Origin of the sequence: Shimia fortis (genome assembly GCF_040225985.1) — a bacterium.
Classification (GTDB): Bacteria; Pseudomonadota; Alphaproteobacteria; order Rhodobacterales; family Rhodobacteraceae; genus Shimia.
Map to the genome: position 1 here is coordinate 559,786 of NZ_JBBPEU010000002.1, position 13,911 is coordinate 573,696.

At 61.1% G+C, this 13,911-nt stretch carries 14 protein-coding genes; 9 read left to right on the forward strand and 5 right to left on the reverse strand.

Annotated features, from left to right (window positions below; translation table 11 throughout):
- Nucleotides 1-15: 15 nt before the first annotated feature.
- Together WNE31_RS06005 and WNE31_RS06010 are read right to left on the reverse strand one after the other, a co-directional pair.
- The gene (locus tag WNE31_RS06005) at nt 16-735 is read right to left on the reverse strand and encodes a glutathione S-transferase (protein WP_349978794.1); all 720 of its coding nucleotides are present in this window, start codon (nt 733-735) and stop codon (nt 16-18) included.
- Entirely contained in the window at nt 735-1,784 is a 1,050-nt protein-coding gene (locus tag WNE31_RS06010; RefSeq protein ID WP_349978795.1) for a zinc-dependent alcohol dehydrogenase family protein, read from the reverse strand. Before WNE31_RS06010 ends, WNE31_RS06005 begins: the two co-directional genes overlap by 1 nt.
- Before the next feature lie 197 nt (nt 1,785-1,981).
- Between WNE31_RS06010 and WNE31_RS06015 the strand changes: the two genes are divergently transcribed.
- From WNE31_RS06015 to WNE31_RS06045, 7 genes are all read left to right on the forward strand, one after another.
- On the forward strand, nt 1,982-2,263 hold the full coding sequence (locus WNE31_RS06015) for a cupin domain-containing protein (RefSeq protein ID WP_349978796.1): 282 nt from the start codon (nt 1,982-1,984) through the stop codon (nt 2,261-2,263).
- Between the two features lie 151 nt (nt 2,264-2,414).
- A complete protein-coding gene (locus WNE31_RS06020; protein ID WP_349978797.1) occupies nt 2,415-2,897 on the forward strand; it encodes an NUDIX hydrolase in 483 nt (160 codons plus the stop codon).
- 78 nt (nt 2,898-2,975) lie between these two features.
- A complete protein-coding gene (locus WNE31_RS06025; protein WP_349978798.1) occupies nt 2,976-3,431 on the forward strand; it encodes a DUF1178 family protein in 456 nt (151 codons plus the stop codon).
- A 24-nt stretch (nt 3,432-3,455) separates the two neighbouring features.
- Nucleotides 3,456-4,100: an SDR family NAD(P)-dependent oxidoreductase gene (locus WNE31_RS06030; RefSeq protein ID WP_349978799.1), complete on the forward strand. Its 645-nt coding sequence runs from the start codon at nt 3,456-3,458 to the stop codon at nt 4,098-4,100.
- A gap of 254 nt (nt 4,101-4,354) precedes the next feature.
- On the forward strand, nt 4,355-5,593 hold the full coding sequence (locus WNE31_RS06035; protein ID WP_349978800.1) for an aspartate kinase: 1,239 nt from the start codon (nt 4,355-4,357) through the stop codon (nt 5,591-5,593).
- A 355-nt stretch (nt 5,594-5,948) separates the two neighbouring features.
- Nucleotides 5,949-8,195, forward strand: a complete 2,247-nt coding sequence (gene ptsP / locus WNE31_RS06040; RefSeq protein WP_349978915.1) for a phosphoenolpyruvate--protein phosphotransferase — start codon at nt 5,949-5,951, stop codon at nt 8,193-8,195.
- An 81-nt stretch (nt 8,196-8,276) separates the two neighbouring features.
- Complete coding sequence (locus WNE31_RS06045; protein ID WP_349978801.1) at nt 8,277-9,404, forward strand: glycosyltransferase family 61 protein; 1,128 nt, start codon at nt 8,277-8,279, stop codon at nt 9,402-9,404.
- A gap of 1 nt (nt 9,405) precedes the next feature.
- Here WNE31_RS06045 and WNE31_RS06050 read toward each other — a convergent pair whose 3' ends face one another.
- Together WNE31_RS06050 and WNE31_RS06055 are read right to left on the reverse strand one after the other, a co-directional pair.
- The gene (locus tag WNE31_RS06050) at nt 9,406-10,041 is read right to left on the reverse strand and encodes a sulfotransferase family 2 domain-containing protein (RefSeq protein ID WP_349978802.1); all 636 of its coding nucleotides are present in this window, start codon (nt 10,039-10,041) and stop codon (nt 9,406-9,408) included.
- A 67-nt stretch (nt 10,042-10,108) separates the two neighbouring features.
- Entirely contained in the window at nt 10,109-10,714 is a 606-nt protein-coding gene (locus tag WNE31_RS06055) for a flavin reductase family protein (RefSeq protein ID WP_349978803.1), read from the reverse strand.
- Nucleotides 10,715-10,795: 81 nt separating this feature from the next.
- Between WNE31_RS06055 and WNE31_RS06060 the strand changes: the two genes are divergently transcribed.
- The gene (locus tag WNE31_RS06060; RefSeq protein WP_349978804.1) at nt 10,796-11,287 is read left to right on the forward strand and encodes a GNAT family N-acetyltransferase; all 492 of its coding nucleotides are present in this window, start codon (nt 10,796-10,798) and stop codon (nt 11,285-11,287) included.
- A gap of 32 nt (nt 11,288-11,319) precedes the next feature.
- The gene (locus WNE31_RS06065) at nt 11,320-12,084 is read left to right on the forward strand and encodes an EcsC family protein (RefSeq protein WP_349978805.1); all 765 of its coding nucleotides are present in this window, start codon (nt 11,320-11,322) and stop codon (nt 12,082-12,084) included.
- 61 nt (nt 12,085-12,145) lie between these two features.
- Here the strand turns inward: WNE31_RS06065 and WNE31_RS06070 are convergent, their stop codons facing one another.
- On the reverse strand, nt 12,146-13,789 hold the full coding sequence (locus WNE31_RS06070) for a SulP family inorganic anion transporter (protein WP_349978806.1): 1,644 nt from the start codon (nt 13,787-13,789) through the stop codon (nt 12,146-12,148).
- Between the last annotated feature and the right edge of the window lie 122 nt (nt 13,790-13,911).

A 13,911-nucleotide genomic window follows, 5' to 3' on the forward strand; every position in this document is an offset into this window, starting at 1 on the left:
TCGGGTCTCCGTTGGTTATGCTTTGTCCGGGGTCCAGTCGGCCAGAACCTCTTTCAAAGAGGCTTCGATCTGGCCACTGCAATAGGTGCCCATGTCGTCCCGCTCGAACGCGGCGCGCATGGCGGCAATCTGCGAAGAGTGCGCGATCAGGTCGGCCTGTTCGGCGACCCGAGGGGCGTGGAGTTTCAAAAGCGGGGCCAGTTGGGGCAGTTTGTCCGTCATCGTGAACCATAACGCTGCAGACACCAGATCGGCCAGCCCCGGCGCTTCGGTGCCGAGCAGGGTATCCGTGCCCTTCGCCTGATAACGCCGGGCGGTTTCCTCGTAGATCGCCATCCAGCGCGGCAGGCGATGCGCCGCGAAATCCGCCCAGCTGGGTTTGTCCCACATTTGCGCACCACAGGCGCGGGTGATCCCCTCAAGCACGTCGATACTATCGCCCAGCAGTTTTAGCGTCAGGGCCGCCTTTTGCGGGTCTTGCGGGATCAGGGCGTATTTCTGGCCCAGATAGGCCAGCACCGCAGGGGCCTGCGCCACCCAGAGATCTGCCCCGTGGTCGTGCAGGATCGGAGGCGCCATGAACGGCACGGGCTGTTCCGACAGCGGCGCAACCTTTAGGTCCACAAGGTCCTCGATCGGCGGCTCCTGCCATGTCGCCCCGACATAGGCCAACACATAGCGTACCAGATGCCCTCTGAACGGGATCGGCCAGTAATACAGTGTATATTCCGGCATCAGGCTTCCATCCGGTTGATAACGGTGACACCGGCGGGCTGCGCCCCGTCCATTTCACGCAAGGCCGCGCCCGCCTGCGAGAGAGGGATGGTGCGGGTCACCAGCGTGCTCAGGTCAAGCCGCCCGGCCGAGATCATGTCGAACAACGCCGGAAATCCGGTCGCCCCCAGCCCGCGCATTCCCAAAACGGTCAACTGGCGCCCATAGACAAGGTCGAGCAGTGGAAGGTCGACCATAGCATGAGTCCCGACAGGCATCCCCACCTGTACGTGCCGCCCGAGCTTGCGCAAAGACCGCAGCGAGTTCCCGAAGGTGGCCGTAATGCCCAGCGCATCCACCGACACATGCGCGCCGCCGCCGGTGATGTCGCGCACCGCGTCGCCCACATGGTCCAGACCGGATGCGTTCAGCGTGGCGTTGGCACCCATCGCGCGGGCCTGCACAAGGGCAGCATCGCTGATATCCACGGCCAGCACCCGCGCGCCCAGCGCGGCCGCGATCATCACGGCCGAGAGACCCACACCCCCTGCCCCATGCACCACGACCCATTCTCCGGGGCGCAGCGCCGCGCGATCGGTCAGCGCGCGCCACGCTGTCGTGACGCGACACCCCATGCCCGCGGCCTCTTCAAAGCTCAGAGGCTCGGGCAGTGCGACAAGGTTGAAATCAGCATGTGGAATGGCGACGGCCTCGGCAAAGGCGCCCCAGAACGTAAACCCGATCACCTGCTGGCTGTTGCAGATCGTGGCCTCGCCGGCCCGGCAATCAGGGCAATGTCCGCAACCAAGGATAAAGGGCGCCGTCACCCTGTCCCCCACCTTGAAACCACGACACTCGGGGCCAACCTCAATCACCTCACCGGCAAACTCGTGCCCCATGACATGCGGCAACACGACATCCGGATCGGCCCCTTTCCAGGCGTGGTGATCCGACCGACAGACCCCACAGGCGCGCACCGCCACCACTACGCCATCTTGCGGACACTCCGGCGCGGGCACCTCTTCGACGCTCAGGGGGGTGTCATAGGATGTCAGAACCGCAGCTTTCATAAGGCGCCTCGTGTGTTGAACCGTTCAAACACGATGGCAAACAGGATCGCTGGCCTGCGTCAAGCACAGATCACGTTTCCCATGCGGGCCGCACAAACGTTTTGGTGCCGCGCCTGCGAAATTCGGCGCGCTGGCCCTTGCGCTTCTGCCAAATTTCGACAGTCTGGACGGGTTCAGAACCGAAAGGGAGATGCGCCATGTGTAACTGTCAGGCGACGCAGCTGCTTGAGGATGACCGCGTCCGTGTCACGCGGTTTGATTTCCAGCCGGGCGAAGACACCGGATGGCATGTGCATCCCTTTGATTACGTCATCACCACGGTGACCGAGTGCCACCTACGCATCGAATTGCCGGATGGCACGGTCAGTGACACGCTGGTGCCAGCCGGCACGGCCTATCAACGGGTCAAGGGCACCGAGCACAATGTCATCAATGCGGGCACCGCACCGATGGCCTTTGTCGAGGTCGAGCTGAAATAACGCGCCATTGCCCGCTCATCCTGCGGTCTCTGCGTTACGATACACCACATTTTGGGGGTTCTGGGCAGAATCCATTTGCGCTGGCGGCGCGCTTGCCTATGGTCTGGGGCAGCGGGCAATCACGACAGCCCAAAGCAGGCCGGAGAGGCGGATGACCTTGCACATCATGAAACCACGCCCCATCATGATGCAGAGCGCACGCAAGACCGATTTGCGCACGCAATTCGGGGCGCTGGTTTATCGCATCCAGAACGGCAAGACCCAGATCCTGCTGATCACAAGCCGCAAGACCCGCCGCTGGATCATCCCGAAAGGCTGGCCGATGTCTGGGCTGACCCCTGCACAGGCCGCCGCGCGCGAGGCCTGGGAGGAAGCCGGCGTCAAAGGTATCACCCATGACATCGCGATCGGCTCTTTTTCTTACAGCAAGAAGATCAAAACCCGCGGCGGCGTCATGCCGATGCCTGTGATGACTATCGTCTACCCCGTGCAGGCGCGGAAGTTGTCGGCCAAATTCCCCGAGGAAGGGCAGCGCCGTCGCAAATGGTTCAGCCCCAAGAAAGCGGCGCTGAAAGTGCGAGAACCGGAACTTGCCTATCTGCTGCGCAATTTCGACGCCCGCCACCTGCGATAGGCGATCACGCTTGATCGGAAGGGGCGACAGACCTATCTTTGGTGGACTGACCCGAAACCTTCTGATGTTCATAGCCACATGATTCAGTACACGTTGAAATGCGCCAATGACCACCGCTTTGACAGCTGGTTCCAGTCCGGCGAAGCCTATGACAAGTTGAAAGCCGCAGGCATGATTGTCTGTTCGGTTTGCGGTGATACGCATGTGGAAAAGGCAATCATGGCGCCGCGCGTGCGCCCAGCCCGCAGCGCCGCCAAAATGCCTGCACCCCAGACCGATCAACCTGTTCCGGCAGCGCTGAGCGCGCCGAATTCCGAGTTGGAGAAGGCCGTCGCCGAACTCAGGAAACAGGTTGAAGCACATTCCGATTATGTGGGCGAAAACTTTGCCCGCGAGGCGCGCGCCATGCATGTCGGCGACGCCCCGGAGCGCGCGATCTATGGCGAGGCGAAACTCGACGAGGCCAAGGCCTTGATCGACGATGGCATTCCCGTCTCGCCCCTGCCCTTCCGCCCCGGACGCAAATCGAACTGATCCCCCGAAATATGGACAAGTCCCATGCATGTGGTCATTACAGGTGCAAACCGTGGCATCGGACAGGCGCTGGATGCCCGCTATCGCAGTGCGGGGCATGAGGTCACTGGCACCGCCCGTGCGGGCGGAGAGTTCTTGGCGCTGGATGTGACCCGCCCCGAAGACCACACCGCACTGGCCCATGCGCTGGACAGCCGCGCCGTGGATCTTTTGATTTGCAATGCCGGCGTCTATCTTGACAAACACCAGAGCCTTGCGGACGGGTATCCGGCCGAGATGTGGGCTGAGACGATGGCCACCAATGTGACTGGTGTTTTCATGACGATCCAGGCGCTGTTGCCAAACCTGCAAATGGCCAAAGCCCCGAAGATCGCGATTATCTCGTCGCAAATGGCGTCACAGGAACGGGCGCCGGGCGGGTCTTACATCTATCGCGCTTCCAAGGCGGCCGTGCTTAATCTGGGGCGCAACCTCGCCACGGATCTAGCCCATATCGGCATCGCGGTCGGCATCTATCATCCCGGCTGGGTGCAGACCGACATGGGCACGGACGCCGCCGAAATCACCGTCGACTCCAGCGCCGACGGATTGGTCGCGCGGTTTGCAGAACTGGATATGGCCTCGACCGGATGTTTCAAAACCTGGGACGGGCGCACGCACCCGTTCTAGCCCTCCCGCCCGGCAGCGCAGCCTGACGCCCACGCCCCCTTTCGGGCCGGGCCGCGCAGCGCGGGGCATAGGGAATTGCAGCAAGAAAAAGTCAGGGGCCAGGCGCCAGGCCCCGCCATGCAGGACCCGCTTTTGCAGCAGGTGGGACAACCGCGACATTTCGTGTCCCCGAGGCTGCTTTCGCGCCAAGCCCGCTTGCCAGTCGCGCCGCATCCGCGTAAACCGCCTGTCAATCAAAGGCCAAGGGAAAATCCATGCCCGTTCTCGTGATGAAATTCGGCGGCACATCGGTCGCCAACCTGGACCGGATCAAGCGCGCTGCCAAACGGATTGGCGTCGAAGTGGCCAAGGGCTATGACGTGATCGTCATTGTGTCTGCCATGTCGGGCAAGACCAATGAGTTGGTCGGCTGGGTAAATGAAACCTCGCCGCTGTTCGATGCCCGCGAATACGACGCAGTGGTTTCGTCAGGCGAGAATGTCACCGCCGGTCTGATGGCACTGACATTGCAAGAAATGGACGTGCCGGCGCGCAGCTGGCAGGGCTGGCAGGTTCCGGTCAAGACGACCTCGTCCCATGCTTCGGCGCGGATCGAAGAGATCCCGACCGACAATATCATGGAGAAATTCGGCGAAGGCATGCGCGTTGCCGTGGTGGCCGGGTTTCAGGGGATCAGCCCCGAAGGCCGTATCACCACGCTTGGCCGGGGGGGGTCGGACACCACCGCCGTGGCCTTTGCAGCCGCCTTTGGCGCGGAACGCTGTGACATCTACACAGATGTGGACGGCGTCTATACCACCGACCCGCGCGTCTCGGAAAAGGCGCGCAAACTGGACAAGATCGCCTTTGAAGAGATGCTGGAACTGGCCTCTCTCGGGGCCAAGGTTCTGCAAACGCGCTCGGTCGAACTGGCGATGCGCTACAAGGTGCGCCTTCGGGTGCTCAGCTCTTTCGAAGAACAATCCGACGAGGCAGGCACGCTCGTTTGCGATGAGGAGGAAATCATGGAATCCAATGTTGTTGCCGGTGTCGCCTTCAGCCGCGACGAAGCCAAGATGACCCTCATTTCGGTCGCTGACCGTCCGGGCATTGCCTCAATCATCTTTGGATGCCTGTCGGATGCGGGCGTAAATGTCGACATGATCGTGCAGAACATCTCGGAAGAGGGGCGCACCGACATGACCTTCTCGCTGCCGACCGATCAGGTGGGCCGCGCCGAGAAAGCGCTGGACGAGTTGAAAACTTCGGGCGGGTTGAACTTTGCCGAGCTCGACACCGAGATGGAAGTCGCCAAGGTGTCGGTGGTTGGCATCGGCATGCGCTCGCAGTCAGGTGTGGCTGCCAAGATGTTCAAGGTACTGTCAGACGAAGGCATCAACATCAAGGTGATCACCACCTCCGAGATCAAGATCTCGGTCCTGATCGACCGTAAATACATGGAACTGGCGGTGCAGGCCCTCCACGACGCGTTCGAACTGGAAAAATCCGCCTGATATGTTGCCGGCGGGGGCGGCGGACACAGGCCGCCCTGCCATCATCACCGGGGATGGCGTGACCGATGCCCATATTTCGGGCACTTTTTTTGCGGACACCGGACCTTTCTTACTCCCCTTCCCTACGCCAGCGTCTGGAGAGACATGAAGCTTCGTGTTGACCTGTCCGGATAATCGACGCGGCGCAGGCGCAACGTCGCCTTTGCGACACAAAATGTCGTATATTCAGCACCACTCGCGTTATTTTTGAGAGACTTTTCGCGACTCAATCCAGAGGTGTGCAACAATACAGTTTTGATTTTGACCGGACTGTGGTCTATTCCAAGTCCGAAGAATTTTGAGGATGCCCCGAAACATGGTGCAGGACACGCAATTCGAAAGCCGCAAACTGCTCGGTCGCCTGCGCGACACGCTGGCCGATGACTCGGCCGGTCAGGCGCGGCTGGACCGCATCACCCATCTGATCGCATCGTCGATGGGGACCGAGGTCTGTTCGATCTACCTGTTCCGCGATGAGGACACGCTTGAACTTTGTGCGACCGAGGGTCTCAAGGCCGCGTCGGTCCACCAGACACGCCTGCGCATTGGCGAAGGTCTCGTGGGGCGGGTCGCCCGCACCTCGCAGATCGTGAACACCGCCGATGCTCCGTCGGAACGCGGGTTCCGCTATATGCCGGAAACGGGCGAAGAGATTTATTCTTCGTTCTGTGGCATCCCGATCCAGCGTCTCGGCGAAAAGCTGGGGGTTCTGGTTGTCCAGTCGAAAGAGGCGCGGAATTTCTCGGCAGACGAGACCTATGCCCTCGAAGTGGTGGCAATGGTGCTGGCCGAAATGACCGAACTTGGCGCCTTTGTCGGTGACAACGCGGCCATGCAGGCGCGGCATCACCAGTCGGTACTGTTCCGAGGGTCCAGCGCGCAGGAAGGCGCCGCCGAGGGCCACGTCTGGCTGCATGAACCCCGCGTGGTGGTGACCAACCTTGTGGCCGATGATCCGGATGTCGAACTGAAACGCCTGACCGAGGCTGTGGATCAATTGCGTGTCGGCGTAGACAAGATGCTGGACGGGGCCGCGGGCGGCGACAAGGAACAGCTGAAGGTCCTCGAGGCCTACCGGATGTTTGCCAATTCCAAAGGCTGGATGCGGCGCATGGAACAGGACATCGCACAGGGCCTGTCTGCGGAAGCTGCCGTGGAAAAGGAACAAAGCACCGCACGCGCCCGTATGGAACAGGTAACTGATGCCTACCTGCGGGAACGGCTGCATGATCTGGACGACCTGTCCAATCGTCTGCTGCGCATCCTGACCGGACAAGGCCACGAAACCGGTGCGGAAATGCCGACGGACCCGATCCTGATCGCCCGCAATATCGGACCGGCCGAACTGCTGGAATACGGGCGGGGCCTCAAGGGGATCATTCTCGAAGAAGGTTCGGTCGGATCGCACGCCGCAATCGTGGCGCGGGCGCTGGCTATTCCTCTGGTGATCCATGCCGACCGGATCACCACCGAGGCCCTGAACGGCGATCATATCATGGTTGACGGGGATCAGGGGATTGTCCACCTGCGCCCGGATGAAACGGTCGTGACAGCCTTCCGCGACAAGATCGCCATGCAGGCACAGGCGCAGGAACGCTATGCCTCGATCCGCGACAAGAGCGCGACTTCGCGCGACGGGATCACCATTTCGCTGCACATGAATGCGGGCCTGATGGCCGACTTGCCCAGCCTTGAAAATTCTGGCGCGGAAGGGGTCGGACTGTTCCGGACCGAGTTGCAGTTTCTCGTGCGCAATCAGATGCCCAAACGGTCTGAACTGTCGGCGCTTTATGCGCGGGTCATGGACGCGGCCAAAGGCAAGCGGGTCGTGTTCCGCACGCTGGATATCGGATCGGACAAAGTGCTGCCTTACATGACGCCCGAGGACGAACCGAACCCGGCGCTTGGTTGGCGGGCGATACGGGTCGGGCTGGACAAGCCTGGCGTGATGCGGATGCAGTTGCAGGCGCTGCTGCGTGGGGCCAACGGGCGCCCCCTGTCGGTCATGTTCCCCTTTGTCGCGCAATACGAAGAATACACCCGCGCCGTGGCGGAAATGGAGAAAGCCAAGGAACGCGAACGCGTTCTGGGCCATCCCTTGCCCGAAACGCTGGAGTTGGGCGCGATGCTGGAAACGCCCTCGCTTGGGTTTGCACCGCAGAAATTCTTTGAAGAGGTCGGGTTCCTGTCGATTGGCGGCAATGACCTCAAGCAGTTCTTCTTTGCCGCAGATCGCGAAAATGAACGCGTGCGCCGCCGGTATGACACCTTGAATATCAGCTTCCTGACCTTCCTTGAAGGCATTGTGAACCGCTGTAACAGCACCAGAACACCGCTGAGTTTCTGCGGCGAAGACGCGGGCCGCCCGATCGAGGCGATCTGTCTGGCGGCGATGGGGTTGCGCAGCTTGTCGATGCGCCCGGCGTCGATCGGGCCGGTCAAAAGCCTGATCCGGCGCACCAACCTGACCGCCCTGCGACAGGTGATCGTTGAGGCCCGCGAACGTGGCGATCAATCGGTGCGCCCGGCCGTCATGGAATTCTTGCGCACGCAGGACCAGTAGGCTGCTTGGCTCTGGTAATCGCCGCTGGTTGGCCGCACAATGCGGGCAGGCAGTACGATAACAAGAGTCCGTTTACCCGAAATGAGCGACACCTCCCCTTCTTTTGCTGAGCCGCGTGTGCAGGGGCCGTTTGACGGTGTCCTGATGACAGGCGAGAACAAAACCCGCTTTCTACGCGAATTCGGCATTTACGATGCCACCGGCAGCGCCCTGCCCGACAGCGATATCGGCGGTCAGGAGCTAAGCACCTTTCCCGCCGAAAACCCGGACCTGCCATCGGACATCCATACGATCGAGGGGCCAACCTTGTTTGCAGGTCTGGTTCTGGAGCAGTTCGGGCATGTCCTGATGAATTCTCTTGGACGACTTTGGGCGGTGGACCGTCTGCCCGAAGATGTCACGCTGGTTTTTGTGCCAAAACGCCGTCCGGCCCCGCGCAATTACCCGTTTTTACGGATGGTGCTGGATATGCTGGGCATTCCAAACAAATTCGTCATCACAAAGGGGCCGATACGCCTTACCGAGGTATACACCGCCAGCGACCTGTTCGGAGAACGCTATCTGGGGCGCGGCGCGCCTGCCTATTTCGACTGGCTTGATCAACGCCTGCCCCCCACTGGTCCCGTCACAGAGGGGCGCAAGGTCTATCTTACTCGCACGGGATTGGGCGACAAGGCCGGTCGCTTTGCCTGCGAAGCCCATCTCCAAACCCTGCTGGCTGCGCAAGGCTATGAGATCGTTGCGCCAGAGTCCTTGGGGCTTCGCGACCAGATTTCGCTCTATCAGGACGCGGAACAGCTTGTGTTCTCTGAAAGCTCGGCTCTGCACCTTTACAGCATGGTGCGCCGCCCCGACCAGAAAGCGGCTGTCATCAAGCGCCGAGAGGAATTGCCGGTGCTGATCCAGACCCAGATGAACGACCGTCCGGGCACGCCGGTCACGGAACTGCATACACTGCGCCGGATTTTCTGGCCGCCGCTGCGCAGCGACCATTTGTCGATTTCCCTCTTGGATTTTCGCAAACTACGCGACCAGCTTGCTGCGGAAGGGTTCATCGACACCGACACGCCCTGGCACCTGCCCAGTTTCGAAGACGAGAAACAGTCGATGGAAGCTGGGCTTGAACCGGGTGAAAAACTGCTGAACCGTCAGGAACGCCGCGACTGGCTGCGCGCGCTGCGCAAGGCACGCGATGGCAAGGCGTGGTAAATCAGCCGGAGTAGCCGAACTGTTCAAAGTCACCCGCATAGAAATCCCGCACGAGGGCGCGGTCCTGATCCGTCCATGCAACCACAAGATCTTTTGATTTCTGGAAACGCAGCGCCGGTTCGGCAATTTTACGACCCGTCACCTCGGAGAGGCGTGCAAAGACTGACCCCAGACCGTCCTCGAGGCGGAAGACTTGGGTCTTTTCACCGATGAACTCCTGTTGGGGCCGCAGGTGGTTGTCGAACAGGAACGGATGCGCGGCATAGTGGTCAAAGGCAAAGCGCAGCCAGTCGGCGAATACCGATGGTTCGCTGTCCAGTTCCGGCGGGCGCGTGTTGCGACGCGAGCGTTCCTTGAGCCCCATGCGGAATTTGAACTCACTCTCGATCCGTCGGAACGGATCGCGGACAATGGCGAATTCATAGCGGAACATGTCTGCCGGAAAGATCCTGTCTATGGCCGACCGGTGCAAATGCTGTACCGAACAGCGCGTGAACCCAAGCGGGTCGCCATGAAAACCACGGTCAAACAGGAACTCCTGCCCGTGCCGCCGCAGTGTTTTTTCCACGCTGGTGCCGCCGCATTTCGGAATATGCGAGAAAAGCAGAAACGCGTGGTCAATCACGTAAACCGGCATCAGTTGGCCCTCTTAAGTTCTGCTGTCACCTTACGCATCCCGCCGGAAAGGGCAAACCGATGCGCATTCAGTCATCCGGGCGGGCCAGCGAGAAGATGTTGTCGACCACCGAGTAGTCACGATACCCCAGCCGTGCCAGAGGCCGGAAAGTGGTGACATCAAAAATACCGTCCCGGATACAGTCGTCGCGCATATGGATGCCGACCACCTGACCATGCACCACGAAATTGGCCTCGCCCTCGATCTGAAGGATTTGCGTGACCTTGCATTCCATGCTGGCCGGTGCGCCCGCGACACGGGGGCAGTCAATGACCTCGCACTCGGCCTTTGTCAGGCCCGCACGTTCAAATTCATCCACGTCCTTGTCAAAACCAGTGGTCGAGACGTTCATGGCATCCTTGGCGGCCTCTTCCACCACGTTGATGCAGAACACCCCCGACTCGCGAATATTGGCGACACTGTCCTTGGTGCCGTCCTGATCAGGTTTCACGCCGGTCGAGGCGAACATCACCTGCGGCGGGACATAGGCCGTGCCATTGAAAAACGAATAGGGCGCAAGATTCGCCACCCCCTTGCGATCCCTCGTCGACACCCACGCAATCGGGCGCGGCGTGATCAGCGCATTGAACGGGTTATGCGGCAACCCGTGGCCGTCTTCGGGGCGATAGAACATCCTGCTCTCCTATAGGTTTGCCCCAGAGGTAACGCCGTGCTAGGGCGGTTTCCACGAAAAAAAGACGGATGAGGCAGGCGGGTGTTCCAGCTGACTGTGGAAACGGACGCGGATTGGTGGGAGGTCGAGGCGCTCTATGACCTGTGCTTTGCGCCGGGCCGCGAGGCCTTGTCGTCCTATCGCCTGCGCGAAGGTGTGCCGCCGGTGGAAGGGCTGTCGCTGGTCGCCCGGGACGGCGCGGGTATTCTGGCCGGGGCCATCCGCTATTGGCCGGTCAAGGTGGGCGGACAGGATGCGCTGTTGCTGGGGCCTGTCGCCGTGCACCCCACCCGCCAGGGTGAAGGGCTGGGCGGGTATCTGATCCGCGAAAGCCTTGAGGTGGCCCGGACCCTTGGATGGGAGCGGGTCTTGCTTGTCGGCGACGCGCCCTATTATGCCCGTTTCGGGTTTGAAAAGCTGGAAGATGTGCACATGCCCCCGCCGACCAACCCGGATCGGGTGTTAGGCCAGGATTTGATCGAAGGCGCATGGACGGGCGTGAGCGGCGACGTGGTTTCCTGCGCCGGGTCTTGATCCGGCGCGTCCCAATCCCAATCTCTTAGGGCATGACACATGCCGAACTGATCTGGTCCGACGACCACCTGCCCCACGATACCGACACCGAACTGGCGCGGCTTGCAGCCCGATATCGCGCGGCGGGGGGCGTAGGCATCGAACTGCTGGGCCTGCTTGGCAACCAAGCGGAGAATCTGTTCGAGAGGCTGCCCCAACAGACACGGATGCATATCGATCGCGTGACGGATCAATCCCTGCGTCAGGCGATGAAAGCCGCCCATGAATCGCAGTCCGTCATCGGCGACCGCGTCGGTTGGCTGAACAGCGCCATGGCGGGCGCGCTGGGTGCTGCGGGCGGTCTGGGCGGCATCCCGACCGCACTGGCCGAATTGCCGGTAACGACCATGATCCTTTTGCGCGAAATCCAGAGCGAGGCCGTGCGCCTTGGGTTCGATCCCGCCTCTGAAAACGTGCAGTTCGACTGTATTCAGGTCTTTGGCTCTGCTGGGCCGCTAGCCCGCGATGATGGCACGGACATGTCCTTTGTTGGTGCGCGCATGGCGCTTGCCAGCGGGTCCATGCAGGCCCTGATCGCCAAGATCGTTCCCAAACTGTCGGTGGTGCTGGGCAAGAAGCTGGCCGCGCAATCAGTACCGGTGTTCGGCGCCGTGGCTGGGGCCGCCATCAACTATGCCTATGTCAGCTATTACCGCGAAATGTCCCATGTGCATTTCGGACTAAGGAAACTCTCGATCGACAGTGGCGAGGACCACTCGGCTCTTGTTGCCGACCTCAAGATGCGGATGAAAGCCTAGACCCCGCCGCAGACCCCCAGAATGAAAAAGGGCCTTCCGTTTGGAGGGCCCTTTTCCTTTATCAGTGTCCGCCAAGGATGCCGGTACGGACCGAATAGTCGACCGCGATCTCGTATTCGGGATCATCATCACTGTCGACCATCAGGTGTCCGGCGCGGCTCAGCAACTGGTGACAATCCCGGCTGAGGTGGCGCAGGATCAATGTCTTGCCCGCAGCCTCGTATTTCGCGGCCACGGCCTCGATCGCCTGCAGGGCAGACTGGTCGGCGACGCGGCTGCGCTGGAAGTCCACGATCACGTGATCGGGATCATTGGCGACGTCGAACAGTTCGGTGAAGCCTTCGGCAGAGCCAAAGAACAATGGCCCCTCGATCTCGTACACCTTGGCACCGGGATCGCTGGCCGAATCTCGGGTGATGGCGTGGATCCGGCGGGCGTTCTGCCACGCATAGGCCAGCGCCGAGACAATCACACCCACGACCACCGCGACCGCCAGGTCTTCCAGCACCGTGACCACGGTCACCAGCACAATCACAAACGCGTCCAGTCGCGGAACCTTGCGCATGATTTTGAACGAGTTCCACGCGAAAGTGCCGATCACCACCATGAACATCACGCCCACCAGCGCGGCCAGCGGGATCTGTTCAATCAGGGGCGACGCGGCGACGATAAAGATCAGCAAAAACAGCGCGGCGGCAATCCCAGCGATCCGCGTGCGCCCGCCCGATTTCACGTTGATCATCGACTGGCCGATCATGGCACAGCCGCCCATGCCCCCGAAGAAACCGGTGACCACATTGGCCGTGCCTTGCGCGATACATTCCTGCGAGGCCCCGCCCCGTTTGCCGGTCATTTCGCTGACAAGGTTGAGGGTCAGCAGCGATTCAATCAGACCAATGGCCGCCAGAATGACCGCATAGGGCAGAATGATATACAGCGTCTCAAGGTTGAACGGTGCGAGCAATGCAGGCGGATAGATGCCTTCGCCTTCACCGAACGGGATATGGAAGGACGGCAGACCACCCTTGATCGAGGCCATGTCGCCCACAGTCGGCACATTGATGCCAAACCCGATCACCACAAAAGCGGTGATCGCAATGCCCGCCAACGGCGCTGGTACGATGTTGGTCAGTTTGGGCAGGCCCCAGATCACCAGCATGGTCAGCCCCACAAGACCCAGCATCATGGCAAGCTGGGTTCCGGCCAGCCAGGCCTCGGGATTGGCGGGATCCTTGAACTGGGTGAGCTGCGCCAGGAAGATCACGATCGCCAGACCGTTCACAAAGCCCAGCATCACAGGGTGCGGCACAAGACGTATGAATTTGCCCCAATGCATGACCCCGGCAAAAATCTGCAAAATCCCCATCAGGATCACCGTGGCAAACAGGTATTCAACCCCGTGTTCTGCCACCAGCGCCACCATGACCACGGCCAGCGCGCCGGTCGCGCCCGAGATCATGCCGGGACGTCCCCCGATCAGGGCAGTGATAAGCCCGACCAGAAACGCCGCGTAAAGCCCGACCAGCGGGTGCACACCCGCGACAAAGGCAAAGGCCACCGCCTCGGGCACAAGGGCCAGCGCCACGGTCAGACCGGACAGGATTTCGGTTTTGATACGTCCCGCCGTAAAGCCTTCGTCCTGCATCACGGACAGGTTGGGCGGGGAAATATTCTTGGCCAGCAGGGCCAAAGCTGCGCGTCTCATGAAGTCAACCTGTGTTTGGAGGTGTCATTTCTTGTCCCCGCCCCTACCGGATATGGCCCTATGACACAATGCCCCCGGACGGATCTGCGGGGATTGGCGCCGGGTGTTGCCCAATATTGCTG

Excerpts from the sequence above, each read along its gene's own strand:
- WNE31_RS06005 (WP_349978794.1), bottom strand. The coding sequence starts at position 735 with ATGCCGGAATATACACTGTATTACTGGCCGATCCCGTTCAGAGGGCAT.
- WNE31_RS06010 (WP_349978795.1), bottom strand. The coding sequence starts at position 1,784 with ATGAAAGCTGCGGTTCTGACATCCTATGACACCCCCCTGAGCGTCGAA.
- WNE31_RS06015 (WP_349978796.1), top strand. The coding sequence starts at position 1,982 with ATGTGTAACTGTCAGGCGACGCAGCTGCTTGAGGATGACCGCGTCCGT.
- WNE31_RS06020 (WP_349978797.1), top strand. The coding sequence starts at position 2,415 with ATGACCTTGCACATCATGAAACCACGCCCCATCATGATGCAGAGCGCA.
- WNE31_RS06025 (WP_349978798.1), top strand. The coding sequence starts at position 2,976 with ATGATTCAGTACACGTTGAAATGCGCCAATGACCACCGCTTTGACAGC.
- WNE31_RS06030 (WP_349978799.1), top strand. The coding sequence starts at position 3,456 with ATGCATGTGGTCATTACAGGTGCAAACCGTGGCATCGGACAGGCGCTG.
- WNE31_RS06035 (WP_349978800.1), top strand. The coding sequence starts at position 4,355 with ATGCCCGTTCTCGTGATGAAATTCGGCGGCACATCGGTCGCCAACCTG.
- ptsP (WP_349978915.1), top strand. The coding sequence starts at position 5,949 with ATGGTGCAGGACACGCAATTCGAAAGCCGCAAACTGCTCGGTCGCCTG.
- WNE31_RS06045 (WP_349978801.1), top strand. The coding sequence starts at position 8,277 with ATGAGCGACACCTCCCCTTCTTTTGCTGAGCCGCGTGTGCAGGGGCCG.
- WNE31_RS06050 (WP_349978802.1), bottom strand. The coding sequence starts at position 10,041 with ATGCCGGTTTACGTGATTGACCACGCGTTTCTGCTTTTCTCGCATATT.
- WNE31_RS06055 (WP_349978803.1), bottom strand. The coding sequence starts at position 10,714 with ATGTTCTATCGCCCCGAAGACGGCCACGGGTTGCCGCATAACCCGTTC.
- WNE31_RS06065 (WP_349978805.1), top strand. The coding sequence starts at position 11,320 with ATGACACATGCCGAACTGATCTGGTCCGACGACCACCTGCCCCACGAT.
- WNE31_RS06070 (WP_349978806.1), bottom strand. The coding sequence starts at position 13,789 with ATGAGACGCGCAGCTTTGGCCCTGCTGGCCAAGAATATTTCCCCGCCC.